23 protein-coding genes are annotated in these 24,204 nt (G+C 59.9%); 18 read left to right on the top strand and 5 right to left on the bottom strand.

All coding sequences use genetic code 11. From position 1 onward, the window contains the following. Positions 1–81 precede the first annotated feature (81 nt). From ACMVPR_RS09080 to ACMVPR_RS09060, 5 genes are all read right to left on the bottom strand, one after another. Positions 82–1,530, bottom strand: coding sequence for an FGGY-family carbohydrate kinase (locus ACMVPR_RS09080; RefSeq protein WP_416882592.1), 1,449 nt, complete (start codon positions 1,528–1,530; stop codon positions 82–84). Then, complete coding sequence (locus ACMVPR_RS09075) at positions 1,527–2,492, bottom strand: transketolase family protein (protein ID WP_416882591.1); 966 nt, start codon at positions 2,490–2,492, stop codon at positions 1,527–1,529. Before ACMVPR_RS09075 ends, ACMVPR_RS09080 begins: the two co-directional genes overlap by 4 nt. Next, positions 2,492–3,331, bottom strand: coding sequence for a transketolase (locus ACMVPR_RS09070; protein WP_416882590.1), 840 nt, complete (start codon positions 3,329–3,331; stop codon positions 2,492–2,494). The genes ACMVPR_RS09075 and ACMVPR_RS09070 overlap by 1 nt, the downstream gene beginning before the upstream one ends. Before the next feature lie 14 nt (positions 3,332–3,345). Then, entirely contained in the window at positions 3,346–3,867 is a 522-nt protein-coding gene (locus ACMVPR_RS09065; RefSeq protein WP_416882589.1) for a hypothetical protein, read from the bottom strand. Between the two features lie 153 nt (positions 3,868–4,020). Next, on the bottom strand, positions 4,021–4,905 hold the full coding sequence (locus tag ACMVPR_RS09060; RefSeq protein ID WP_416882588.1) for a hypothetical protein: 885 nt from the start codon (positions 4,903–4,905) through the stop codon (positions 4,021–4,023). Between the two features lie 203 nt (positions 4,906–5,108). Here ACMVPR_RS09060 and ACMVPR_RS09055 point away from each other — a divergent pair, with 203 nt between their 5' ends. From ACMVPR_RS09055 to boxB, 18 genes are all read left to right on the top strand, one after another. Further along, a complete protein-coding gene (locus ACMVPR_RS09055; protein ID WP_416882587.1) occupies positions 5,109–6,065 on the top strand; it encodes a D-ribose ABC transporter substrate-binding protein in 957 nt (318 codons plus the stop codon). A gap of 67 nt (positions 6,066–6,132) precedes the next feature. Then, the gene (locus ACMVPR_RS09050) at positions 6,133–6,765 is read left to right on the top strand and encodes a DUF2291 family protein (RefSeq protein ID WP_416882586.1); all 633 of its coding nucleotides are present in this window, start codon (positions 6,133–6,135) and stop codon (positions 6,763–6,765) included. Beyond that, positions 6,762–8,324 carry a sugar ABC transporter ATP-binding protein gene (locus ACMVPR_RS09045; RefSeq protein WP_416882585.1) on the top strand — a complete coding sequence of 521 codons (1,563 nt, stop codon included), beginning with the start codon at positions 6,762–6,764 and terminating at the stop codon, positions 8,322–8,324. Before ACMVPR_RS09050 ends, ACMVPR_RS09045 begins: the two co-directional genes overlap by 4 nt. Beyond that, positions 8,321–9,376, top strand: coding sequence for an ABC transporter permease (locus tag ACMVPR_RS09040; protein WP_416882584.1), 1,056 nt, complete (start codon positions 8,321–8,323; stop codon positions 9,374–9,376). The genes ACMVPR_RS09045 and ACMVPR_RS09040 overlap by 4 nt, the downstream gene beginning before the upstream one ends. Positions 9,377–9,424: 48 nt before the next feature. Next, complete coding sequence (locus ACMVPR_RS09035; protein WP_416882583.1) at positions 9,425–10,246, top strand: DeoR/GlpR family DNA-binding transcription regulator; 822 nt, start codon at positions 9,425–9,427, stop codon at positions 10,244–10,246. A 517-nt stretch (positions 10,247–10,763) separates the two neighbouring features. Next, entirely contained in the window at positions 10,764–11,807 is a 1,044-nt protein-coding gene (locus ACMVPR_RS09030) for a TRAP transporter substrate-binding protein (RefSeq protein ID WP_416882582.1), read from the top strand. Positions 11,808–11,877: 70 nt separating this feature from the next. Further along, positions 11,878–12,471: a TRAP transporter small permease gene (locus ACMVPR_RS09025; protein ID WP_416882581.1), complete on the top strand. Its 594-nt coding sequence runs from the start codon at positions 11,878–11,880 to the stop codon at positions 12,469–12,471. After that, positions 12,468–13,784 (top strand): TRAP transporter large permease, encoded by a 1,317-nt coding sequence (locus ACMVPR_RS09020; protein WP_416882580.1) that lies wholly within the window; start codon positions 12,468–12,470, stop codon positions 13,782–13,784. The genes ACMVPR_RS09025 and ACMVPR_RS09020 overlap by 4 nt, the downstream gene beginning before the upstream one ends. A gap of 14 nt (positions 13,785–13,798) precedes the next feature. Beyond that, positions 13,799–14,266, top strand: coding sequence for a MarR family winged helix-turn-helix transcriptional regulator (locus ACMVPR_RS09015; protein WP_416882579.1), 468 nt, complete (start codon positions 13,799–13,801; stop codon positions 14,264–14,266). Continuing rightward, positions 14,266–16,065: a feruloyl-CoA synthase gene (locus ACMVPR_RS09010; protein ID WP_416884642.1), complete on the top strand. Its 1,800-nt coding sequence runs from the start codon at positions 14,266–14,268 to the stop codon at positions 16,063–16,065. The genes ACMVPR_RS09015 and ACMVPR_RS09010 overlap by 1 nt, the downstream gene beginning before the upstream one ends. Then, complete coding sequence (locus ACMVPR_RS09005; RefSeq protein WP_416882578.1) at positions 16,062–17,264, top strand: thiolase family protein; 1,203 nt, start codon at positions 16,062–16,064, stop codon at positions 17,262–17,264. Before ACMVPR_RS09010 ends, ACMVPR_RS09005 begins: the two co-directional genes overlap by 4 nt. A 90-nt stretch (positions 17,265–17,354) precedes the next feature. After that, on the top strand, positions 17,355–17,822 hold the full coding sequence (locus ACMVPR_RS09000) for a DUF4863 family protein (RefSeq protein ID WP_416882577.1): 468 nt from the start codon (positions 17,355–17,357) through the stop codon (positions 17,820–17,822). Between the two features lie 54 nt (positions 17,823–17,876). Continuing rightward, positions 17,877–19,418: a benzoate-CoA ligase family protein gene (locus tag ACMVPR_RS08995; protein ID WP_416882576.1), complete on the top strand. Its 1,542-nt coding sequence runs from the start codon at positions 17,877–17,879 to the stop codon at positions 19,416–19,418. Further along, the gene (locus ACMVPR_RS08990; protein ID WP_416882575.1) at positions 19,415–20,239 is read left to right on the top strand and encodes an alpha/beta fold hydrolase; all 825 of its coding nucleotides are present in this window, start codon (positions 19,415–19,417) and stop codon (positions 20,237–20,239) included. Before ACMVPR_RS08995 ends, ACMVPR_RS08990 begins: the two co-directional genes overlap by 4 nt. Next, positions 20,236–20,388, top strand: coding sequence for a hypothetical protein (locus ACMVPR_RS08985; protein WP_416882574.1), 153 nt, complete (start codon positions 20,236–20,238; stop codon positions 20,386–20,388). The genes ACMVPR_RS08990 and ACMVPR_RS08985 overlap by 4 nt, the downstream gene beginning before the upstream one ends. Next, on the top strand, positions 20,385–20,822 hold the full coding sequence (locus ACMVPR_RS08980; RefSeq protein ID WP_416882573.1) for a DUF309 domain-containing protein: 438 nt from the start codon (positions 20,385–20,387) through the stop codon (positions 20,820–20,822). Before ACMVPR_RS08985 ends, ACMVPR_RS08980 begins: the two co-directional genes overlap by 4 nt. A gap of 153 nt (positions 20,823–20,975) precedes the next feature. Continuing rightward, positions 20,976–22,637: a 2,3-epoxybenzoyl-CoA dihydrolase gene (boxC, locus tag ACMVPR_RS08975; protein ID WP_416882572.1), complete on the top strand. Its 1,662-nt coding sequence runs from the start codon at positions 20,976–20,978 to the stop codon at positions 22,635–22,637. Positions 22,638–22,714: 77 nt separating this feature from the next. Continuing rightward, complete coding sequence (gene boxB, locus ACMVPR_RS08970) at positions 22,715–24,166, top strand: benzoyl-CoA 2,3-epoxidase subunit BoxB (protein WP_416882571.1); 1,452 nt, start codon at positions 22,715–22,717, stop codon at positions 24,164–24,166. Positions 24,167–24,204 lie beyond the last annotated feature (38 nt).

Here is a 24,204-nt window from a genome sequence, read left to right as displayed (position 1 = left end):
GTCCCTGCGATAGCCTTGCGGCTTCCGCGCGTCATGGGTCATTTCATTGACCGCATGAAGTGGGTGTCCAACCCTCGTCTGTCAGACGCCTCGCGCACGTGCGACCGCGCGCCGCCAACGGAAACGATCCGCTTTGCGTTTCGCAGGCTGCTCAACCGGAACAAAAATGTCCGTCCCAAGGTCGATTGCCATGGGATGGCCAATGGCGTTTGCGGCCATTGCTGCGACACCCAGAGCACCGACCTCTGCGACCTGCGAACGCTCAACCTTGCATCCGATGAGGTTTGACTGAAGCTGCATGAGACTTGAATTCGAAGACGCGCCGCCATCGGCGCGCAGGGCAGCGGTTTCGCGGCCGGCATCAGCGCTCATGGCTTCGAACACGTCGGCGACCTGTTGCGCAATGGCGTCGATCGCGGCCCGCGCGATATGGCCACGTTTTGTCCCAAGGCTCAGGCCAGCGAAAAGCCCACGCGCCTCATCGTCCCAATATGGCGCGCCAAGACCTGCAAGCGCGGGCACGAAGGTAACGCCGCCCGTGTCGTCGACGGTATCGGCCAAATCCGCGAGATCGGTCACCCTATCGAGGCCGAGCATTTCTGCTGCAAATTCGGCAGCCTGTCCGGACACCGTGATATTGCCTTCGAGCGCATAGATCGTCCGCCCGCCTTCGGTCCATGCGACTGTCGAAGAGATCCCGCTGTTGGGCAGCAAACGTTCTTCTGTCAGCATCATCAGAGAAGAGCCAGTGCCGTAGGTCGCCTTTACCGCCCCCGGATTGCGCAAACCGTGGCCGTATAGCGCTGCATGGCTGTCACCCATCACTGCACGGATGGGAATACCTGCGGGAACGCCCTCTATGCCTGGTCCCGTGCACCCGAAATCGCCATCTGAGCTCTTGCACTCCGCGAGACAACTGAGGGGGACGCCAAAGATATCGGCCAGAACATTGCTCCACGACATCGCATTGGTGTCGAACAAAAGTGTTCGGGAGGCGTTGGAATGATCCGTGGCGAAGACCGTGCCGCCGGTCAGATTCCAGATCAACCATGTATCAACCGTTCCCGCGCGAAGGTTGCCAGAATGCGCCAAATCGCGCGCGCGTGCATCGGTGTTCAGAAACCATGTGAGTTTCGAGGCGGGAAAAAGCGGGTTGATCTCCAGTCCCGTGCGACTGTGCACGTCTGGACCGTGTCCTTGATCCACCAGATCTCGGCATTGCGCTGCGGTCCGCCTGCATTGCCAAAGGGGAGCCGGTCCGATGGGGTCACCCGTCTGAGCGTCCCAAACCACAAGCGTTTCGCGCTGATTGGCAATGCCAATCACGTCGATGGCCGGGGCCTCCCTCGTCAACTCGGCGATTACGGCTTGTGTTGATGCCCAGATTTGGGTCGCGTCCTGCTCTGCCCAACCCGCATGTGGATAGGTGGACGTCATCGCGCGCGACGCAGTGCTAAGGATCTGACCGGACTGGTCGACCAAAAGCGCCTTTGTGTTGGTCGTGCCCTGATCTATGGCAAGGCAGATCATCGGTCCTTGGACTTTCTTCCGAGGACGCGATGTGTCGCGCTCTTGATCCCATCGGCGGACAATCCGGCCTTGGCAAAGAGCGTTTCGGCATCCCCCGTCGTCTGAAACCCATCAAAGCCGATCCGCTCGAGAGGGACGGGCGTATTGGCGGTCACCAATTCCGCCACTGCTCCCCCGAGACCTCCGGATTTGAGCCCTTCCTCGACGGTGATCAGCGCTTTGGTTTCTTCAGCCGCCGCAAGAACTGCATCTACGTCGATCGGGTTCAGAGTGTGAAACGAAAGAACACGGACATCGATCCCTTCGGCGGCCAGTTCGTCAGCAGCGTTCAGAGCAAGGTGCACCGTCGTGCCACTTGCTAGGATGGTGGCATCATCCCCGTGTCGCATCGTGCGAGCCCGGCCGGGGGTGAAGCGGCGCGCGCCGTCGGCATCAGGGCCGAGGTCAGGCACTTTCATGCGCGAAAGCCGCAAATAGACTGGGCCGTCGTGCGCAGCAGCCCATCTTACGGCCTCTTCGGTCTCCCAGGGGTCGGCTGGGACGATTGTCGTGATTTGGGGCATCGCGCGAAGCCAGGTTAGATCTTCGATCGAATGATGTGTTGCGCCAAGTTCGCCATAGGCCACGCCCGAAGACTGGCCAACAAGCTTCACGTTGTAATTCGAGTAGGCGACATCGGCCTTGATCTGCTCAAGCGCACGACCCGTCAGGAAACAAGATGCGGCGGAAACAAATGGCACGCGACCGCCGTTGGCCAAGCCGGCTCCGACGCCGACCATCACCTGTTCGGCAATGCCGACATTCACAATCCGGTCCGGAAAGCGCGCCTGAAAACCACCGAGATTCGAAGAGCCGACAGAGTCGTTCACCACGGCGACGATGCGCGTGTCTTCTTCGGCAAGAGATTCAAGCGTGGTCGCCCAGGCCTTGCGGCAATCAAAGAGTTCTTGAGCGGCGGGCATCAGGCAAGCTCCTGCATCGCAATTGCGTATTCGTCATCAGAAGGGACACCGTGGTGCCATTTCGCCTTGTCCTCCATGAAGGATACACCCTTGCCCTTGATCGTGTGGGCGATGACGCAGCGCGGACGTCCATCCCGGGTCGATGGATCAAGCGCATCCAGAAGCGAAACAGGATCGTGACCGTCAGCATCGACCACGTCCCACCCGAAAGCGTGGTACTTTTCGTCAAGCGGGTCGAGCGCCGTTGTCTCGGACGTCCGCGTCCCCTGTTGCAGATGGTTGCGGTCGATGATGAGCGTCAGGTTATCAAGCTTGTGATGGGCGGCAACCATGGCCGCCTCCCAGTTCGAGCCTTCCTGCTGCTCGCCATCACCCGTAAGCACATAGGTGTTGAACGATGCATCTGACAGCTTTGCTGCAATTGCTATCCCAACGGCAATCGGGAAGCCGTGACCAAGCGGTCCTGTATTCGCTTCGACCCCAGGCAGGTAATTCCGATTTGGGTGGCCGTTCAGTTTGCTTTCTGGCTGCATGTACGTTTGCAGCATGTCCTCCGGAAAAAAGCCCGCCGCCGCAAGGGCTGTGTATAGAGCGCCGGTTGCGTGACCTTTGCTCATGACAAAGCGGTCGCGCCCATCCCAGTCTGGTTGCTCAGGATCATAGCGAAGCACCCCAAAATAAAGCGTGGCAAGGATGTCGGTCGCCGAAAAGTCACCGCCGATATGGCCGAGGCCTTTGCGGTGCACCATTTGCAATGCTGTTCTCCGCATCCAAAGGGCCCGCCCCCGGATATGGGAGATGACACCTTCCGTCGGTGCCTTTTGAGCTGTCAGTGTCATTTCAATTCCTTCCCTCAAGGCAGAGGTGGCAGTGTCGGGCGAGGGGCGATCTCGGCCCCATGATGATAGGTCGGCCAACGCAGATATCGGGTGACCGCTTCATTCAGAGCATCGGCGTGTGACCCGCGGACCATCGCGACGTGATGTTCAAAGCCGTTTTGTGTGACAAACGCCATCAGTCGGCGCAGATCGCGAACCTTGGTCACGGCTATCCCGCCGTCCATTCCGAATGGATCGTCCGTAAACGCGCCCTCGCCAACATAGCTCTTCAGCGTTCCCGCGCGATCATCCGATGACAACCGGAAGAACGTCATGTCGCCGGCCTTTACCTTGCCTTTGACCGCGCCAAAGCACTTCGACCGTCCAATGGTTTCGCCAAGGACATCGAGTTCGCCGATTTCGGGCGTCGCACCGGTGAAGGATTTCGGAAAGTTTCCGCAATGGGTGCAGACGCACTTATCGATGTCACGGCCGTAGTTGTTGTTCCAGTCGAGGATTGCGGCGGGGGCGCCCGATGCGAGGGTCAGGGCGTACATGGAGAGCGCTCCCATGACATCGACCTCGCAGGCCGATGGCATCAATTCCTCGCTCATCATCGACATGGTCACACAGGTGGCACATCCGAAATTGTCCTGAAGCGATCTCCAGCACTGGATGGCTGACGCATCGCATTCGTTCTCGGCGATCCATCAATTCACGGCGAGTGTCCACTTGGCCTGGGTCGCGATCTGTTTTTCGGTGATATGGACTGGGATTGTGCCATAGGCACGTATCCGGTCCATTTTTTCGGTGAGTTCGGGCGCGTTGTCGGCGATAGCACCGGCGGCCTGCATCATCTCGGAAAGATCGACGGTGATCACAGTGATACCGGACGATTGCAGAAGCTTTTCGGAGTACCGCATGGTCTGAAACGGCCCCGTGCGGGCACCGATAGCGCCAATGCGAGCGCCACGAAGGCCGCGGACGGTACGGCAGGTCCGGGCAAATTTGTCGAGGTCCCGACGAAACGCCGCCGAGTCAAGATCAATCGAATGCTCGGACGTTTCGGAAAAAGCGATTCCGTACTGCCAGAAGTTGTTGGAAATCGATATTTTTCCGCAGAACGCATCACGGCGTGAATGGACTTCAACCTGGTCGATTTCGTCGTTACAGGCCTGCAAGAGGATCGGCACATTGAGGTTTGCGCGACTGATCAACTCTGCGATGGCAATCTCGTCGCCAAAGTTCGGCAGGCTGATGACGAGTCCGTCAATTCTGTCTCTGTTGGCTCGGAAGTGTTCGGCGTAAAGCCGTGCGTCTTCGATGGATTGGACAGCGCCGTTCGCAGTCGCATCAAAGGGAAGCGTCACTGCGGTGACTCCAAGTGCGTCGCATTGCGCTAGGATATCCCGGCGCGCATCGGCGCAGGGAGCAGGGCTGAAAAATGCGCGGCTCGCAATGACGATACCGAGTGACACCGGCCGGTCGAAGATCCTGGACACGTATCCCTCCCTCTCTCCGTTGATTATCGATTGGTTTCGTTTTCTTTCACATTGATTTGGCGCTTGGTCAAGCTGTAATCCATCTGACCCCATCTAATCATACAGTCTTTGTTGGTCTTGCGATTGTTTTTGGGTCAATAATCCTGCAGCGCCAGCATGTTGGCCGCTTTCGGAAAGCCGGCACGTCGACGTTAAACAAAAATAAACAAAAATAATAATTGACAAATGAAGCCAATTTGATTGGAGATGAAAGCACGCCGCGCAAGTGAGCGTTAATGAACGGGAGGACACCACCGATGCCTATGAAGCGTCGCACATTCTTGACGACAACCGCTGCAGCTGGCGCCGCCTTCGCGGCATTCAGCCTGCCGCTCCGCGCTGGCAGCCATGCCGGCGGCACAATCGCAATCATCACGCCAAGCCACGACAACCCTTTCTTCAAAGCGGAAGCCGATGGCGCACAGGCGAAAGCGGAGGAGCTTGGCTACAAGACCATAGTTCTGGTCCATGACGACGATCCGAACAAGCAATCCGAGCAATTCGATACGGTCATCGCACAAGGTGTCATTGCCATCATTCTCGACAACGCTGGTGCGGACGCCTCTGTTGCGGCTGTGCAGCGCGCGAAGGACGCAGGTATTCCATCGTTCCTGATCGACCGCGAAATCACGGCGACCGGTGTTGCCGTCAGCCAGATTGTTTCGAACAACTATCAGGGCGCGCAGCTGGGGGCGGAAGAATTCGTCATCCAAATGGGTGAGAGCGGTCCTTATGCAGAACTTCTTGGCAAGGAGTCGGACACGAACGCTGGTATCCGCAGCCAAGGGTATCACGATGTGATTGATCAGTTTGCGGATATGAAGATGGTTGCCCAGCAGACCGCCAATTGGTCCCAGACCGAGGCGTTCACGGTCATGGAGTCGATGCTGCAGGCCAACCCCGATATCAAGGGCGTGATCTGCGGCAATGACACGATGGCCATGGGTGCCTATGCCGCCCTCGAGGCGGCGGGTCGTGGCGACGTGATCGTTGCGGGTTTCGATGGCTCCAACGATGTCCGCGACTCCATCCTTGGAGGCGGTATCAAGGCGACTGTGCTCCAGCCCGCATACGAGCAGGCCCAGATTGCCGTCGAACAGGCTCACAAGTATCTTGAAACGGGCTCGACCGGACTGGACGAAAAGCAACTGATGGATTGCGTTCTGATCACGGAAGAGAATGCCGGGCAGCTTGATAATTTTCAGCTGAGCTGACCAAACGCAGCCGGCGCAGGCGGGGACAGTCCCTCCTGCGCCGATTGCCTGTCTTGGTAATGGGGCTATGACCAGATTCCTGATTGTTCTTTTCTGTTTGGTCGCACTCACCGGCTGCAAGATCGTCTTCGAGGATGAGGCTGATACAACAGCGATCCCGGATGGTCCGGAAGGGGATGACGCACGCAACGCCGCCCGCCTTGAGGAGACGTTCGATGAGCAACTCCTCCCTCTCATCGAGGCACGTGCTTTGAGCGTGGCGGCGTTGCGCGACGAGCTTGGGCGTGGCCTTGACGTGGCGGGCGCAGCGCACGCAACGCAGGGCGCTGGACGTGGTGCTGCGTGGAATTTCGCGGTGGCCGATTCAGGCAGGGTCGTTGAGGCGAACCTGACGTCCAGCGCACGAACAGCCGAAGTCGATGTGGATGGCGATGGGGCCGCCGACCTTAGGCTGCAGCTTGGACCGGTTTTTCGCGGAACGGCCCTGCGCGACGTGGCGCCATTCTACAACTTCGACGATTTTCGTGATCAGATCGAATATGCAAAGCTGGCCCGTGCGATCAGCGATAAAATCAAGCCGACGCTGGTCGTGCCGGATGTTTTGGTGGGCGAGACGATTTCCTTTGTCGGCGTGGTTCCCCTGAAATCTGCTGGCGAGCAATTGGTCGTGACGCCAATTTCTGTCGGCGTCACGGAATGAACGCTGTGGTGGACACAAACCCGCTTGCGGCGGCAGACCTTCATCCAGTGGGGCTGTCCATTCGGGGCGCGGTCAAGGTGTATCCCGGCACGCGCGCTCTTAAGAGTGTCGACTTCGATATCCGGATGGGTGCCGTCAACGTTCTTGTCGGCGAGAACGGAGCCGGCAAATCAACACTGATGAAGGTTATCGCTGGCGTCGAAGAACTCACCGGAGGCGAGATCACCGTGAACGGCGTGCCTAAGATCTTCAAATCCAAGGATGACGCGGTCAAGGCCGGCGTTGGGATCGTCTTTCAGGAGTTGAACCTTTTTCCCGAAATGAGTGTTGCGGAAAACGTCTTTATCGGGCGCGAGCCGACGCGGGCAGGGATCGACATCGACCAGGATGCCATCAGAACCCGCACGCGCGCATTGATGGCGCGGCTTGAACAGCCGATTTCGCCTGACACGACGCTTGGGCATTTGCGTATCGGCCAGCAGCAGGTCGTCGAGATCGCCAAAGCGCTGGCTCAGGACACCAACATCCTCATTCTCGATGAACCGACCTCGGCGCTTTCGGCGCAAGAGGTAGAGGTGCTGTTCCGCATCATCGACGATCTGAAGAAACAGGGTGTCGGGATCGTTTATATTTCGCATCGGCTCGAAGAGCTCATCCGCGTCGGCGACTATATCACCGTGCTTAGAGACGGCGAGATCACCGGCAACCGATCGATGGATGGCGTCGATATCCCCTGGATCGTGCGGGCCATGATTGGAGACAAGTCCAAGGATTTCTCGTCCCAGGTCAGCCACGAATTCGGTCAGGTGATGTTCGAGGCCGTGGATGTCTGTCTGCCCCGGCAAGGGGGCGGCTGGGCGGTCAATCATGTCTCGATGAACGTCCGCGCGGGCGAGGTTCTGGGGGTCTACGGCCTGATGGGCGCTGGCCGCACTGAATTTCTTGAATGCGTCATGGGCCAGCATCCCGGATGCGGCGGTACTGTGTCGGTCGATGGTCGCTCACTCGACGGGCTGTCGGTTGGCAAGCGCATTGCGCGCGGTATCGCCATCGTGCCGGAGGATCGCAAGCGCGACGGTCTGGTTCAGATCATGGCTATTCGCGAGAACCTGACGCTGTCGTCGCTCAAAAAGCTGACGCGCGGCATCGACCTCTCGCCTGCCCGCGAGGCGTCCCGGGCGCGCGACTTCATCAATCGGCTGACCATCAAGGTGGCCTCGGCAGAAAATCCGGTTTCGTCCCTCTCTGGGGGCAATCAGCAGAAGGTGGTGATCGGCAAGGCCCTGATGACCGAACCGAAGGTGCTTTTGATGGACGAGCCATCACGTGGCATCGACATCGGAGCGAAGGCCGAGATCTACCGGATGATCCGTCATCTTGCCGCTGAAGGCCTCGCTATCATCTTCGTCTCGTCTGATATCGAAGAGGTTCTCGCCCTGTCGGACCGCATCATCGTCATGGCCGACGGGAGGGTGACGGGCGAGTTTACGCACGGGCGGGATACGGACGCCATTGTGACTGCCGCGAACCCATCAAAGACAAAGGAACCCGTCGGATGACCGATGCCGCCGCCGCGACCGTTTCACTGCCAATCCAGCGGAATTGGCTTCTGACACTTCTTGAACTGCGCACATATGTGGCGCTGATCCTCGTTTTCGTGTTCTTCGCAATAATGGCACCGAATTTTCTGACGGTGGATAACGCGGTCCTGATCTCGAAGCATGTCGCGATCAATGCGTTCCTCGCAATCGGAATGACGTTCGTCATCATCACCGGCGGGATCGATCTGTCGGTCGGCTCGGTAGTGGGGTTGACGGGAATGGTGGCGGGATACCTGGTGCTCTACGGCATCGACCTTGGCCTTGGATGGTCTATCCAGTTCAACACATTCGAGATTGTTCTGATCACTTGCGCGGTTGGCGTTTTCGTGGGCTGGGTCAACGGGATGCTCATTACCAAGCTGCATGTCGCGCCGTTCATCGCCACGCTCGGCACCCTCTATGTCGCACGTGGTGCCGCACTTCTCATGTCGGAAGGCCGGACTTTTCCGAACCTCAACGGTGTGGAGGAGTACGGGTCGGCCAGTTTCCCGGCAATTGGTGCCGGAACATTGCTCGGCGTTCCCGTCATGATTTGGTGCCTCGTCGTGGTGACCATTGCGGCGATCTATATTTCGCGCCGCACTCCGCTCGGTCGGGCGATTTATGCCACAGGAGGCAACGAACGTGGCGCAGCGCTTTCGGGAATTAACGTCGATCGCACCAAACTCTTTGTCTACATGTTTTCGGGCCTCATGGCGGCCATTGTCGGTATCATCATCGCGTCACAGCTTCGCGCCGCGCACCCCGCGACCGGTGAGTTCTTCGAACTCAATGCCATCGCGGCCGCTGTTCTTGGCGGCACATCAATGGCCGGCGGCCGCGGCCGCATCTGGGGGACCATCATCGGGGCCTTCGTGATCGGCATCCTAAGCGACGGATTGATCATGATGGGGGTCTCGTCGTTCTGGCAGATGGTCATTAAGGGACTCGTCATCATCGCGGCGGTTGTCGTCGATCAATGGCAACGCAAGCTCAGTGCGCGTCTCGCGCTCGCACAAGAGGCGGGGTGATGCGTTGTATCCGTCGTCGACAGGAGCTACGGTGATCCAAACCTAAACATGGTCGAAATCAACGTGAAGATTACACCCGCCGACAACTCGCGCGCCGCCCCTGGTATGTTATCGTCGGTCCGGCGCCAGAACATTATGGCGTGGATCGAAGAAGAAGGCTCGGTGCGCGTCCGCGATCTTGCCTCAGCATTCGAAGTGACTGAGGCGACGATCCGGACAGACCTGGAACGGCTTGAACAAACAGGCCGCATTAAACGCGAACATGGCGGCGCGTTTCTGGTTTCCATGCATGATGAAGTTGTCTCTCTTTCGCTGCATCACCGGGTGGAGATGGGCCGGAAAACGAAAATTGGTGCAAAAGCCGCGTCTTTGGTCAATGACGGGGAAACCATCATTCTTGATGCCGGGACGACAACAACCGAAGTCGCGGCTCGGCTCCATGAACGACAGGGGCTAACGGTCATTACGAATGCGCTGAATATCGCCATTACACTCGGTTCGGTGCCCGGCTTCGAAGTACACATGCCTGGAGGGCAGTTTAAGCCGCCGACCTTGTCGCTGACGGGGGATACGTCGGTTGAATATTTCCGGAACATCTTGGCGAGCCGTTTGTTTCTCGCCACCGCTGGCGTAGATATCAATGCCGGTTTGACCTATCCGTCTTTCGCCGACCTGCAGTTGAAACAAGCCATGATCAAGGCCGCCCAGCACGTTTACCTCGTAGCTGACTCCACCAAGATCAATCGCTCGTCCTTCACGCGACTCGGCGATCTTGATCTGGTCCAGACCTTCATCACGGATGATGGGATCTCGGATCAGGATGCCAAAGAGTTCGAAGCCCGCGGTGTCCAGGTTCTTATTGCTGAGTGAACTGATCCCCGATGTTCGGAAAGTGGCTGGCGTGATCTAGGCGTTTGCCTGTTCGGGTTCTATTTCGCTTTTTCTCAACAACAGACCACGACCGGAGCTCTGCCGCCATGGTCCCAGTGGGGGCGCTGGCTGGTGAGGGTGCGCAGCGCCACTAGGGGCAAGAGATCGGAGACGGGGTTCCGGCAATGCATCCGATCATGCGCTAATCCTGCGCAAAAGCGATCTTGCAAGAACCGGGTGTCGATACTTGACCCACATCACCTTGGCGCGTTGCGCGCTAAGGGGAGCGGCATCCGCCCCATCAGTTCTCAGTGACTATCGACAAATCCTGACTTCAGTGCGGGAAAGGTGAAATCGTTACATGATGTAGCGATTTTCCGATTTTGTTTCTTTGAGCGGAGCTGCATTATAATGCGAAATGTGCAAGCGTGGTGGTGCATAAACCGGCAGTTACCGAAAGAGATGCGCCGTAAAGTGCAGTATAATGCGATTAATTCATGATCAAGGGAGGGTTATCATGACGACACGGAGAAGGATTTTCGGTTTTGTCGGGGCTGCTGCGCTGACGGTGACAAGTGCGCTGATGGCGACATCGGCCATGGCGCAGGAAGTGACGCTGCGGCTGCACCAGTTCTTGCCTGCGCAAGCCAACGTGCCGCGCCTTGTGCTGGATGTATGGGCGGACAACGTCGAGCGCGACTCGGGTGGGCGGATCAAGGTCGAACGTTATGCCGCGATGGCGTTGGGTGGCACCCCGCCGGAGCTCTACGATCAGGCCGCCGACGGGATCGCCGATATTGTCTGGACCATTCCGGGCTATACGCCGGGCCGCTTCCTGCGTCCCGAAGTGTTCGAACTGCCGTTCTTCGTGGAAGATGCGCGGGCAGCGTCCTACGCCTATTGGAAACTTAACGAGGCCCATATGGCCGCAAATGATTTTCAGGATGTGCATGTCCTCGGCACCTGGGTGCATGGCCCCGGCCTGTTCCACACCAGCCGGCCCGTGACCACGCCCGCAGACCTCGAAGGCATGAAAATCCGCGGTGGCTCGCGGCTGGTCAATGACCTCCTGACCCGCGTCGGCGCCGAGCCGATCGGAATGCCTGTTCCGGCTGTTTCAGAAGCGCTGTCCAAGGGCGTTATCGACGGTACCACCATCCCATGGGAGGTGACGACCGCACTGCGTGTGGCGGAATTGGTGAGCAACCACACCGAATTCGAAGGACCGGCCCTTTACAACCTGGCCTTCATCATGGCGATGAACAAGGACCGTTACGAAAGCCTGCCCGAAGATCTGCGCGCGGTGATCGACGCCAATTCCGGTTTGGAGTTTTCGGTCTTTGCGGGCGGCACCCAGGCGGATGCCGATGGTCCTGCGCGCCAGATTGCAGTGGATCGCGGCAATAACATCATCACGGTGACCGATACCGCTGATTGGGATGCACTGGCTCGCCCGATCTACGAGACTTGGGTGGCGGACCTCGAAAGCCGGGGGATCGACGGTCAGGCTTTGATCGACGAGGCGCGCGCGCTTATGGCGGAATACACCGCCAACAACTGATGCACCCTCGCGTGAACCGGGTCGCGGCTTTGCCGCCGCGACCCAATTTCTTCTCACCGGAGCGTCGCCCATGTCTTCCCTGCACCGTGCCGTGACAACGGTCGCACGTCTGCTTGCCATGTTTGGCGGCATTATCTTGTCGGCGGCGATCGTGATCACATGCCTGTCGATCCTTGGCCGCACCGCCAGCACCATCTTGCATTGGGACCCGCTTGTGGCGGCGTTCCCGGGGCTGACCAAATGGCTTCTCGACATCGGGGTCGGCCCGATCCGGGGCGATTTCGAACTGGTTGAGGCGGGGATGGCCTTTTGCATCTTTGCGTTCCTGCCGTACTGTCAAGTGACGGCCGGACATGCTTCGGTCGACATCTTCACCAGCCGCATTGGACCGCGGGGGCAGCGGGTGCTCTCGCTGCTGATCGAATTGCTGTTCGCTGTCGTTCTTGTGGTGATAGCGGTGCAGTTGAAGGGAGGCCTCGATGCGCGGATCCGCTCTGGCCAGACCTCGTTCCTCCTGCAATTCCCGATTTGGTGGGCCTACGCTGCAAGTTTCGCCGCTGCCAGTGTTGCGGCTGCGGCCGGGGTTTACATGGCAGGCATCAGATTGGCCGAGATGCTCGCAGGGCGCGCGCTGATCGAGACCGGTGAGGGAGCAGGACATTGAGCAATATCGAAATCGGGCTTTTGTCTTTCCCTGCGCTTCTTACGATGATTTTCCTGCGCGTGCCGATCGGGCTTGCGATGTTCGTGACCGGATTTGCCGGGCTCTGGATCGTGATGGGCAACCCGTCCATGGCGCTCGCACGGCTCAAGACCGAAAGCTATACGACCTTTTCCAATTATTCGCTGTCCATCGTGCCGATGTTCCTGCTGATGGGCTATTTCGCAATGCTGGGAGGCATGAGTCAGGCCCTGTTCCGCGCCGCTGAAAGCTGGCTTGGGCACCGCAAGGGCGGCGTTGCGATGGCCGCCGTCGGGGCCTGCGCGGGGTTCGGCTCGATCTGCGGATCTTCGCTCGCCACCGCCGCCACCATGGGGCGCGTGGCTCTGCCAGAGATGAAGCGCTATGGCTATGAGGGCGGCTTTTCCTCGGCGACGCTGGCGGCGGGCGGCACGCTTGGGATCTTGATCCCGCCCTCTGTTGTGTTGGTGATCTATGCTATCCTGACCGAGCAGAACATCGCCAAGCTGTTTCTTGCGGCCATCGTGCCGGGGGTTCTGGCAGCGATGGGTTACATGATCACCATTGCAATTTATGTCCGGATCCATCCGGGTGCCGCGGGTGTGCGCGAGCGCATGCCCTACGCCGAGAGATTCCGCGCCCTTGGCAATGTCTGGCCGGTGCTGCTGGTCTTCGTCACGGTGGTGGGAGGCATCTATGGTGGTATTTTCACACCCACCGAAGGGGCCGCGGTCGGCGCGCTTGGTACCGGGTTGATCGCATGGGCAAGTGGCGGGCTGACCCGGACCACCCTTCTGGAAAGCTTTACCGCCACGGCGCGTTCGACAGCGATGATCTTCTTCATCGTGCTCGGTGCCGCTTTTTTCAACGGATTTCTCGCGCTGACCCAAGTGCCTCAGGAACTTGCAAGGATCGTGCTCGAGGCCGGGTTTGCGCCGATCACTGTGCTGGCCGGTATTCTCGTGCTGTACCTGATCTTCGGCTGTTTCATGGACAGCCTGTCGATGATCCTTCTGACCGTTCCGATTTTCTTTCCGGTGATCACGGTGCTGGATTTCGGGTTGAGCCCGGAACACACAGCAATCTGGTTCGGCATTCTGGTGCTGATCGTGGTTGAGGTCGGACTGATCACGCCGCCCGTGGGTATGAATCTGTTCATCATCAACGCGATGGACCGAGCCACGTCGATCGTCGAGACCTATCGCGCGGTGATCTGGTTTGTCGCCTCGGACCTGATCCGGGTCGTGATCCTTGTAGCATTTCCAGCGATTACGCTGTTCTTGCTGCCGGGCTAGAAAGGGGGGCGCCGATGAACCAGATGACCGAGCCATCCTCCTTGCCCGAGGATGCCGTGCTTCGGCAGTTCATGGGCTACCGCCTGCGACGGGCCTTTGCGGTGGTTCAAGGGGATCTCAACGCAACGCTGGCTCCGTTCGAACTGCGCCGATTGACCTTTGCCGTGCTGGCCATGGTGGTCGACCGTCCCGGGCTGCGACAGGCGCGGCTGGCCGAGGTTCTGAACATCGAGGGCCCGCACCTTGTAGGGCTTCTGGACGAATTGCAGGGTCGGGGATTGATCCGGCGTGATCGGGATCCGACCGACCTGCGCGCCCATGTGCTTGAGCCGACTGACATTGGTCGCGATCTGGCCGCGCGGGCGACCTGCGCGGTGGTCGACCACGATATGCGGATGCTCGCGGGCATTCCCAAGGGGATGCGCGCGGCGATGGACAGGGGATTGGAACGGGTGGAAGCCAAGGCAAGAGGGGTGAAGTGATGGTTGCACAGGAAAGACGCTACCTGCCGCATCGCGTCCGGCGTGAGGATCGGGACGACGGCGCGGTGATCCTGCGGTCGGGCCATCCGATGGGGCCGGTGGACTCCACCGTCGGAACCTGGCTTGACCGTTGGGCCGAGGCGCGCGCCGAGACAGTCTTTCTTGCTGAACGCAGCGGACCGGGCTGGCGCGCCTTGAGTTACGCGCAAACCCGCGAGGCTGTCCGCAGCATCGCTGCAGCCCTGCTGGAACGAGGTCTGGGCCCCGACAGCCCGATCGTCATCATCTCTGGCAATTCGGTCGATCACGGGTTGCTGATGTTGGCGGCGCATTACGTCGGCGTGCCCGTGGTGCCGTTGGCCGAGCAATATGCCCTGATCCCCGCAGCCCACGCGCAACTGCGCCACTGTGTGGGACTGGTACGACCGCGCGTGGTCTTTGCCGATGATGGTGCGCGCTATGGCGCAGCTTTGGGGTTGGATGTCTTTGATGGGATGGAAAAGATCGTATCGGCCAATCCTGACCCGGGGATGACCGAATTCGCGTCGCTGTTGCATGCGCATGACCCCGCGGGTGTCGATGCGGCTGCCGCTGGGGTCGGGCCGGATACAGTCGCGAAATACCTGATGACCTCGGGCTCCACCGCGCATCCGAAAGGGGTAATCACCACCCATGGCATGATGTGCGCGAACCAGACGATGATCGCGGATGCGCTGACCTTTCTGCGCGACCGACCGCCGGTGATCCTGGACTGGCTGCCTTGGAACCACGTCTTCGGTGGGTCGCACAATTTCAACATGATGCTGGCCAATGGCGGCAGTCTCTATATCGACAACGGCAAGCCCGTGAAGGGGCTGGTCGAGCGCACGATCGAGAACCTGCGCCTGCAAACCGGGACGATGGCCTTCAATGTACCGCTCGGTTTTGCCATGGTGCGCGACGCGCTGAAGGCGGATGCCGGACTCAGGCAGCGTTACTTCGAAGATCTCGACATGATCTTCTATGCTGGTGCGTCCCTGCCGCAGGATGTTTGGGCTGATTTGGCCGAAATGGCGCGCGAGGTGCGGGGCGATGTGCCGCTGATGACGTCATCCTGGGGGATGACCGAAACGGCGCCCGCCTGCCTGATCGTGCATGAACCGACCACGCGTTCGGGCATCATCGGGGTGCCGATGACCGGGGTCGACATCAAGCTGATCCCGGAAGCCGACGGGCGTTATGACCTGCGGGTGCGCGGGCCGAATGTCACGCCGGGATATTTCGAGGACCCGGCCAAGACAGCCGAGCTCTTCGACAACGAAGGCTTCCTGATCTCGGGCGACGCGGTCAAATTCGTCGATCCCGACCGGCCAGAGCTGGGGTTGGTCTTTGACGGGCGTATGTCCGAAGATTTCAAGCTGATCTCGGGAACCTGGGTGCGCGCTGCGAACCTGCGGCTCGAACTTCTGCCGCTTCTGGGCGGGTTGGCGTCTGACGTGGTGGTCTGCGGGGCTGACCGGGCCGAGATCGGACTGATGATCTTCCCGACACCCGAGGCGCGCGAGATGGCGGAAGAGTCGGACGGCACGCTGTGGTCCGAAGCCCTGGCTGGTGCCCTTCATGCGCGGTTGGCCAAGCGTGGCGAGCAGGGCTCGGCCAGTCGCGTCGCGCGCGTTCTGGTTCTGGCCGAACCCCCTTCGATGGGTGAGGGCGAGATCACGGCCAAAGGCAACCTCAACTTTCGCAAGATTTTGAGCCGGCGGGCAGACCTGCTGGACCGGCTTTATGATGAGAGCAACATGCAGGTGATCCGGACATGAGCCTTTTCATCCCCTATGGGGCCTATTGGTCTACGCCCTTCGCTCGCTGGCAAGGTGCGCTGGCGCATCTGCATTCGGTGGAACTGGCTGCTCACGTCACCCGCGCGGCACTGGCAGAACGGGGCATCGGGACCGAGCAATTCGACGCGGCGTGCTATGGCTGGACGGTGATCCAGCCCGAATGCTTCTATGCCGGACCATGGTTCACCGGTCTGATCGGGGCGGGGCATCTGCCATGTCCCACAATCAATCAGGCTTGTGCGACCGGCCCGCGGCTTCTGGCCCATATCGCGGGTGAATTCGCGCGCGGTGAGGGACGTCTGGCGCTGGTCGCCTCAGGAGATCGGACCTCGAACGGAGCGCATGTCTATTACCCCGCGCCCGGTGCAACCGGCGGCACAGGCCGGGCCGAGGATTGGGTTCTGGGCAGCTTTGGCCGCGATCCCTGGGCGGGTGGCGCAATGCTCGAGACCGCCGAGAACGTCGCCGCGCGGGTGGGCATTGAGACCGCCGAGCAGCACGAGGTCGTCCTCTTCCGTGCTGCGCAATATGACCGGGCGCTGGCCGAGGATCGTGCCTTTCAGCGACGCTACATGCCTGCGCAGTTCGAGGTGCCGGATGCGCGTTTTCGCAAGACGGTCGCCGTGCTTGAGGGGGATGCGGGCGTTGAGCCCGTGAACCCGGACAAGATCGCGCGGCTGGTGCCGGTGCGATCCGGCGGCACGGTCACCTTTGCAGGCCAGACCCATCCCGCCGATGGGGCGGCAGGCATGGTCTTGGCCGCCAGTGCCGCAGCTGCGGCCGAGATTGCGCCGGGAGGGCCTATAATCGAGGTTCTGGCCCTGACGCAATCGCGCGAGGAAAAGGGCTTCATGCCTGCGGCCCCGATTGCCGCAACCCGCGCAGCACTTGCACGCGCAGGGCTGGAAATTGGACAAGTCGATGCGATCAAGTCGCATAATCCTTTTGCGGTCAACGACATCGCCTTTGCACGGGCCTTCGGGATCGATTGGCGGCAGATGAACAATTTCGGCTCGTCGCTGATCTGGGGTCATCCGCAGGGGCCAACCGGGCTGCGCGGGATCATTGAATTGATCGAGGAGCTTGAGATGCGCGGTGGGGGCATTGGGCTGTTTCAGGGCTGTGCGGCGGGAGACAGCGCCATGGCTGTGCTGATCCGGGTTGGAGATGTGCATTAAAATGCATATATTGGTAAATATTACTTGCGATAGGCGTGATGAATTGCACTATATAGCATCAAGGGGAGTCGCAACTGGGGGAGCGCACTGATGTCCCAACAGGAATTCGCCAAGGCCGTGGCCGAAATTGTACAGATCGTGGGTGACGCCCCACTGGATGCTGCGTTGGAGGTGCGGCTGAACGCGAACGTTCCACCGGGATCGCCGGCTTTCCAGCGACTTGCGGCGCTCTGCGCGGAAGGTGAGGCCGAGGGTTGGTTGATGGCGCGCGAGGCAGGCGGCATCCGCTATGGCCGCGCGATCAAACCCGGTGCCGAGGCCGGACGGTTCAGCGTGGATGTGGTGCGCATGCGCGATGTCCGTGGCCCGCATCACGTCCATACCACCGGCGAGATCGGCGCGATTTTCCCGCTTGAAGGCGATCCGCGTTTCGACGGCCGTGAGAAGGGCTGGTATGTCTATGGTCCGGGTTCGGACCACCATCCGACGGTCGAGGGTGGCGATGCACATATCCTGTATCTTCTGCCCGAGGGGGCGATCGAGTTCACCGGCCGGTAGGTCGCGGTGCCAGCCGCAGCGCCAGTGTCACGCGGCAAGCAGGGAGGAAGACGGATGGAGGAGAACCAAAACGCGGCCCTATGGTTCGTGGACCGGCACATTGCCGAAGGCCGCGATGCCAAGCCCGCTTTCCGCGAGGTTGGCGAGGGCACGGCGGAATTGACCTATGGGCAATTGGCCGCAGAAACAGATCGGATGGCCGGGGCCTTTGCCCGTGCCGGGATCATGCGGGAGGAACGGGTGGCCTGTATCCTGCTGGACCGCGTCAGTTATCCGGTGGTTTTCTGGGGCGGCTTGAAATCAGGGGTGGTCCCCATCGCGTTGAATACGCTTCTGGCCACACCTGTCTATGACGCGATCCTGCGTGACAGTCGGGCGGCCTGCCTTTTCGTCTCGGCCGAGCTTTTGCCGGTGGTTCTTCCTGCAACGCAGGGCAATCCCTATCTGCGCCATATCGTTGTCGAAGGGGGCGCCGCACCCGAAGGATGCGTGACGCTGGCCGAATTCACCGAAGGTGCGACCCCTGTTGCGGCGGTACAGGCAGGGGCGGATGAGTGCGCCTTCTGGCTCTATTCCTCAGGGTCGACCGGTCAGCCCAAAGGCGTGCGGCACGTTCACGGTGCGTTGCGCGCTACGGCGGAAACCTATGGTGCCCATGTCCTGCAGATGCGCGAAGACGATATCGTGTATTCGGTGGCCAAGATCTTTTTTGCCTATGGGCTTGGCAATGCGATGACGTTTCCCATGTCCGCGGGGGCCACCACACTGCTTTACGCGGGTCGTCCCACGCCCGAAGTTGTGGTCGATATCCTGCGCGAACATGCGCCCACGATCTATTGCGGGGTGCCCACGCTTTATGCCGCCACCATCGCGCATCTGGAGCGCCACGGCGTGCCGCCCGCCGCCATGCGCTGCTGCATCTCGGCCGGAGAGGCTTTGCCCGAGGAGGTGGGCCTGAAATGGAAACGTCTTTGGGGCGTGGATATCCTTGACGGGGTCGGCTCTACCGAGATGCTGCACATCTTTCTGTCCAACCGTCCCGACGATGTCGTCTACGGGACGTCGGGCATGGCGGTGCCGGGGTATGACTTGCGTTGCGTTGACGAGGCGGGCCATGACATCGCACCGGGCGAGGTCGGTGAGCTGCTGGTGCGTGGGGCTTCCGCCGCCGATGGTTACTGGAACCAGCGCGCCAAAAGTCGTGCCACCTTCGAGGGTGTCTGGACGCGCACCGGCGACAAGTATTCCATCACCGAAGAGGGACGCTTTGTCTATTGCGGGCGCACCGATGACCTGTTCAAGGTCTCGGGAATCTGGGTCAGCCCCTTCGAGGTGGAACAGGCCCTTGTCGCCCATGATGCCGTTCTCGAGGCCGCAGTCGTAGCGCGGCGCGATGCCGAAGGGCTCGAAAAACCGATGGCCTATGTGGTGTTGAAGGATGGCGCTTCATCCGAGGACATACAGGCCCGGCTCAAGGAGTTTGTGAAAGACAGGATTGGCGCGTGGAAGTATCCGCGTTGGGTCGAGATCGTGCCAGACCTGCCGAAAACGGCGACGGGCAAAATTCAGCGTTTCAAACTACGGGAGATGGCATGATGGCAATCGCATGGGCGAGTGGCGCTGGGCGTCTTGAGGCGGATGGTAAATCGCTGGAATGGGCAAGCTGGGGACCGGCGCCTGAAAAAGCCCCGACACTTGTTCTTCTGCATGAAGGATTGGGTTCGCTTGGTCTTTGGCGCGACTTTCCCGAGCGGCTGGCCGCAGCCACCGGGATGGGGGTGTTTGCATGGTCGCGCGCGGGTTATGGCGCATCGGACCCGTGCGATCTGCCCCGTCCGTTGGACTACATGACGCAAGAGGCCGTTAAGGTGTTGCCGCAGGTGCTTGATGCGATGGGGTTTGAACGCGGTGTCCTGATGGGCCATTCCGACGGCGCGACCATCGCCGCGATCCATGCGGGTTCTGTTGTGGATCACCGGGTGCGCGGCCTTGTTTTGATGGCGCCGCATTTCTTTACCGAGGAGATGGGCCTCGCCGCGATTGCAGCCGCCCGCGAGGCCTATGAAACAAGCGATCTGCGCGACCGTCTTGCGCGTCATCACAGCAATGTGGACGTGGCATTCCGAGGTTGGAACGACGCGTGGCTTCACCCGGATTTCCGGACTTGGCATGTCGGCGAGGTGATCGACTATCTGCGCATCCCGGTTCTGGCGATCCAGGGGCGGCAGGATCAATACGGCACTCTGGCCCAAATTTCCGAGATCGAGGACCGCATCTATTCGCCGGTCGAGACCCTGATCCTTGAAGAGTGTCGGCACGCCCCGCATCAAGACCAGCCCGAGGCGGTGCTGGCCGAGGTTGCAGACTTCTGTGCGCGGCTTGATAGGATCGAACGCGCAGAGGTTCAGGTCGCGTGAGGTTGCAAAGCCATGTCTGCAGCTACCGGGGTGCAGGGACCGACGCCGGAACGCCTTTGTTCAATCTGGACACGCGCGAGGTTGAAGTGGTGGATCCGGTCGCCACGATCCTGGCTTTTGCCGCCTGGGACGCGCCTGTGCCCGTATGACTCAGCCGGTGGTCTGGCGCCCGCCACATCCCTATGTGCCGGGACAGACGGCGCGTCATCCCGAAGACTTGTTCGACCGCTTCAAGGATGTCCGGGTGAACGATCCGTTGCCCAGCCTCGCTGCTTCGATGGCGTGGGCCGCAGGTCAAGCTTTTCTGCGGGATGGGTATTTCTGGGAAGCCCATGAAGTGCTGGAGGCGCTTTGGCTGGCCTGCCCACCGAATGGGGCCGAACGGGTGTCGGTTCAGGCTGCGATCCAGCTCGCAAATGCAGGGTTGAAGGCGCGGATGGGTCGGTCGGGTGCAGCTCTCAGGCTTCTTGAGATTGCGCGTGCCCTGTCCGTGCAGGCGCGCGCGCGCGGTGGCGATCCTGTTCTGGTCCTCGCACCTGCGGATTGGGAACGCATCGAGCGCAACGTAAGGCTTGCGGAATAATGCAATATAATGCATAAATGGAAATTGATCGTTTATTATTGATCTAAATATCTAAAATATAATGATAAAAATATCCAAGAAAAGTTCTGATAAAGACTTTACCCAATGAGACATAGCATTATAATGCACCAACATGATCGAAAGGAACGCGCCATGACCAAGGCCATCGATTTCCAGACCGACCCTTCGCAGTACCGCCACTGGCGGGTGGAGTATGACGGACCCGTCGCCAATCTCTATATGGATGTGGATGAAAACGCGGGCCTGTTCGAGGGGTATCAACTCAAGCTTAACTCCTATGATCTGGGGGTAGATATCGAGCTTTCCGATGTCATCCAGCGCATGCGTTTCGAGCATCCAGAGGTGAAGGTCGTGGTTATGCGCTCTGGCAAGGATAAGGTCTTCTGTGCGGGCGCAAATATCCGGATGCTGGGCGGTGCCGCGCATAGCCACAAAGTCAACTTTTGTAAATTCACCAACGAGACCCGCAACACCTATGAAGCCGCCGAAGAAGACAGCGGCCAAAAATACATCTGCGCGGTCAAGGGCGCCTGCGCGGGTGGCGGCTATGAGCTGGCGCTGGCGTGCAATTACATCATGTTGACCGATGACGGCGCGTCTGCCGTGTCGCTGCCCGAAGTCCCGTTGCTCGCGGTTCTGCCGGGCACAGGCGGACTGACTCGCGTGACCGACAAGCGCAAGGTGCGCCGTGACCGCGCCGATGTCTTCTGCTCGGTTGAGGAGGGGGTCAAGGGGCGGCGCGCCAAGGACTGGGATCTTGTAGATGAGGTCGTGCCAAATGCACGGTTCGACGAGATTGTCGCCGAACGCGCCCGCGAATTCGCTGCTGCGTCGTCCAAGCCGGATGTCGATCGGGGCATCGCCCTGACGCCTTTGCAGCGCACCATCGGCGAAGATGGTTCCGTCACCTACTCTTCGGTGGAAGTCACCCTGGACCGTGCAGGGCGCACGGCGTCCATCACGATCCACGGCCCCGATGGCGACGCTCCTGCCGACATGGCGGCGTTCACCGAGCAGGGGGCGCAGTCCTGGATGCTGCGCGTGGCACGAGAACTGGACGATGCGATCCTGCACTTGCGCCTTAACGAGATGGAGGTTGGCCTTCTGGTCTTCCGGACCGTTGGCGATCCCGAGCAGGTGACCGCACACGAGGCGCTCCTTCTGGACAATGCCGATCACTGGCTGGCGAATGAGGTGCTCAAATACTGGAAACGTGTTCTCAAGCGCATTGATGTCACGTCGCGCTCAATGGTGGCTTTGGTCGAGCATGGATCGTGCTTTGCAGGTGTTCTGGCCGAGATCCTTTTTTCCGTCGACCGCAGCTACATGATGGAAGGCGAGTTCGAGGGCGACAATCGTCCGCTGGCGACAGTCACGCTGAACGCAAGCAATTTTGGCCCGATGCCTATGGGCAATGACCTGACCCGTCTGCAGACTCGCTTTCTTGGCGACCCGTCACATGTGGACAAGCTGCAATCGTCGCTTGGTGCCGCTCTTGAGGCCGAAGAGGCGGATGAGTTGGGTTTGGTGACCATGATCCTTGACGATATTGACTGGGAAGATGAGGTGCGTGTTTTCCTTGAGGAACGCGCCAGCTTCTCGCCCGATGCGATGACGGGGATGGAAGCCAACCTGCGCTTCGCGGGACCCGAGACAATGGAGACCCGGATCTTCGGTCGCCTGACCGCTTGGCAAAACTGGATCTTCAATCGCCCCAATGCGGTCGGGGCGGATGGCGCCCTGCAGCGCTATGGCACCGGAATTCGCGGAAATTTCGACATGAACCGTGTGTAACTCAAAGATTTTTCGAAGGAAAATCGCGAACGCCAGAGTTTTCGCCGAAAGCTCCATCATCCCTAGGGAGGAAAGACATGCTAGATCTGATCAATGTCAGCTATGATACCCAGATCCCGAACAACGTCGGCCTGAGTGGCGACAAGAAGGTGCTCAAGGCGCTGGAACGGTGGCATCCGGGCTACATCAACTGGTGGAATGACCTGATCCCGCAGAATTTCCAGAATTCCATGGTCTATCTGCGCACCGCCGTCTCCGTGGACCCGAAGGGTTGGGCCAAGTTCGACTATGTCCGCATGCCGGAATACCGCTGGGGTGTGCTCCTCGCGCCAGAGGTCGAGGAGCGCAAGATCCCCTGCGGTGAGCACGCAGGCGAAAACGTATGGCACGATGTGCCGGGCGAGTACCGCAACATGCTCAAGCGCCTGATCGTGATTCAGGGCGATACCGAGCCGGGGTCGGTAGAACAGCAGCGCTTCCTTGGTCTAACCGCGCCGTCGCTTTACGACATGCGCAACCTCTTTCAGGTCAATGTCGAGGAAGGCCGCCACCTCTGGGCGATGGTTTATTTGCTGTTCAAGTATTTCGGCAAAGATGGTCGTGAAGAGGCAGATGACCTGCTGCGCCGGTCGTCGGGTTCGGACGAGGCGCCACGGATGCTGGGTGCCTTCAACGAAGAGACGCCTGATTGGCTGTCTTTCTTCATGTTTACCTATTTCACTGACCGCGATGGCAAGATGCAGCTGGAAAGCCTCGCGCAGTCGGGCTTTGACCCGCTGTCGCGCACCTGCCGGTTCATGTTGACCGAAGAGGCGCATCACATGTTCGTCGGTGAAACCGGCGTGGGCCGCACGATCGAGGCCACCGTGACTGCGATGAAAAACGCCGGGATCTCCGACCCCTACGACATCAACAAGATCCGTGATCTTGGGGTGATCGATCTGCCCACGATTCAGAAAAAGCTGAACCTGCATTATTCGCTTTCGCTCGACCTGTTCGGGCAAGAAGTTTCGACCAATGCGGCCAATGCCTTCAATGCCGGCATCAAGGGACGCTATATGGAAAGCCGTCTGACCGATGACCATCGGCTGACGTCGGACAGTTATGTGGTGCGTACCGTCAAGGACGGTCAGATCGTGGCCGAAGAAGTGCCAGCGCTGACCGCCATCAATATGCGCTTGCGTGACGATTACATCCGTGACGCCTCGGGCGGGGTCGGCCGCTGGAACAAGATCATCGAGAAGGCCGGGATCGAGTTCGAGCTGAAGTTGCCCGACGAAGCGTTCCACCGCCAGATCGGCATCTTCTCTGCGATCAAGGCCGATCCTGCAGGCAACCTGATCTCCGAGGAAGCATGGGAAAAGGGCGTAACGGACTGGCTGCCGTCCAAGGCGGATGGCGATTTCGTCCAGTCCCTCATGAAGCCGTGCTACGAGCCCGGCAAATACGCCAGCTGGATCGCGCCACCCAAGGTGGGCATCGACAACAAGCCGGGTGATTTCGAATACGTCAAACTGCACATGGCCTGACGGGGCGAGGGCCGGAACGACACCGGGTCGGGGCCTTG

The organism is Marivita sp., assembly GCF_048006345.1.
Classification (GTDB): domain Bacteria; phylum Pseudomonadota; class Alphaproteobacteria; order Rhodobacterales; family Rhodobacteraceae; genus Marivita.
The sequence above is the reverse complement of the archived record's forward strand: the minus strand, read 5'-3'. Positions and strand labels throughout refer to the sequence as shown.

Coding starts and splice junctions, on each gene's coding strand:
- ACMVPR_RS09080 (WP_416882592.1), bottom strand. CDS start 1,530: ATGATCTGCCTTGCCATAGATCAGGGCACGACCAACACAAAGGCGCTT.
- ACMVPR_RS09075 (WP_416882591.1), bottom strand. CDS start 2,492: ATGCCCGCCGCTCAAGAACTCTTTGATTGCCGCAAGGCCTGGGCGACC.
- ACMVPR_RS09070 (WP_416882590.1), bottom strand. CDS start 3,331: ATGACACTGACAGCTCAAAAGGCACCGACGGAAGGTGTCATCTCCCAT.
- ACMVPR_RS09065 (WP_416882589.1), bottom strand. CDS start 3,867: ATGTACGCCCTGACCCTCGCATCGGGCGCCCCCGCCGCAATCCTCGAC.
- ACMVPR_RS09060 (WP_416882588.1), bottom strand. CDS start 4,905: ATGGGGTCAGATGGATTACAGCTTGACCAAGCGCCAAATCAATGTGAA.
- ACMVPR_RS09055 (WP_416882587.1), top strand. CDS start 5,109: ATGCCTATGAAGCGTCGCACATTCTTGACGACAACCGCTGCAGCTGGC.
- ACMVPR_RS09050 (WP_416882586.1), top strand. CDS start 6,133: ATGACCAGATTCCTGATTGTTCTTTTCTGTTTGGTCGCACTCACCGGC.
- ACMVPR_RS09045 (WP_416882585.1), top strand. CDS start 6,762: ATGAACGCTGTGGTGGACACAAACCCGCTTGCGGCGGCAGACCTTCAT.
- ACMVPR_RS09040 (WP_416882584.1), top strand. CDS start 8,321: ATGACCGATGCCGCCGCCGCGACCGTTTCACTGCCAATCCAGCGGAAT.
- ACMVPR_RS09035 (WP_416882583.1), top strand. CDS start 9,425: ATGGTCGAAATCAACGTGAAGATTACACCCGCCGACAACTCGCGCGCC.
- ACMVPR_RS09030 (WP_416882582.1), top strand. CDS start 10,764: ATGACGACACGGAGAAGGATTTTCGGTTTTGTCGGGGCTGCTGCGCTG.
- ACMVPR_RS09025 (WP_416882581.1), top strand. CDS start 11,878: ATGTCTTCCCTGCACCGTGCCGTGACAACGGTCGCACGTCTGCTTGCC.
- ACMVPR_RS09015 (WP_416882579.1), top strand. CDS start 13,799: ATGAACCAGATGACCGAGCCATCCTCCTTGCCCGAGGATGCCGTGCTT.
- ACMVPR_RS09010 (WP_416884642.1), top strand. CDS start 14,266: ATGGTTGCACAGGAAAGACGCTACCTGCCGCATCGCGTCCGGCGTGAG.
- ACMVPR_RS09005 (WP_416882578.1), top strand. CDS start 16,062: ATGAGCCTTTTCATCCCCTATGGGGCCTATTGGTCTACGCCCTTCGCT.
- ACMVPR_RS09000 (WP_416882577.1), top strand. CDS start 17,355: ATGTCCCAACAGGAATTCGCCAAGGCCGTGGCCGAAATTGTACAGATC.
- ACMVPR_RS08995 (WP_416882576.1), top strand. CDS start 17,877: ATGGAGGAGAACCAAAACGCGGCCCTATGGTTCGTGGACCGGCACATT.
- ACMVPR_RS08990 (WP_416882575.1), top strand. CDS start 19,415: ATGATGGCAATCGCATGGGCGAGTGGCGCTGGGCGTCTTGAGGCGGAT.
- ACMVPR_RS08980 (WP_416882573.1), top strand. CDS start 20,385: ATGACTCAGCCGGTGGTCTGGCGCCCGCCACATCCCTATGTGCCGGGA.
- boxC (WP_416882572.1), top strand. CDS start 20,976: ATGACCAAGGCCATCGATTTCCAGACCGACCCTTCGCAGTACCGCCAC.
- boxB (WP_416882571.1), top strand. CDS start 22,715: ATGCTAGATCTGATCAATGTCAGCTATGATACCCAGATCCCGAACAAC.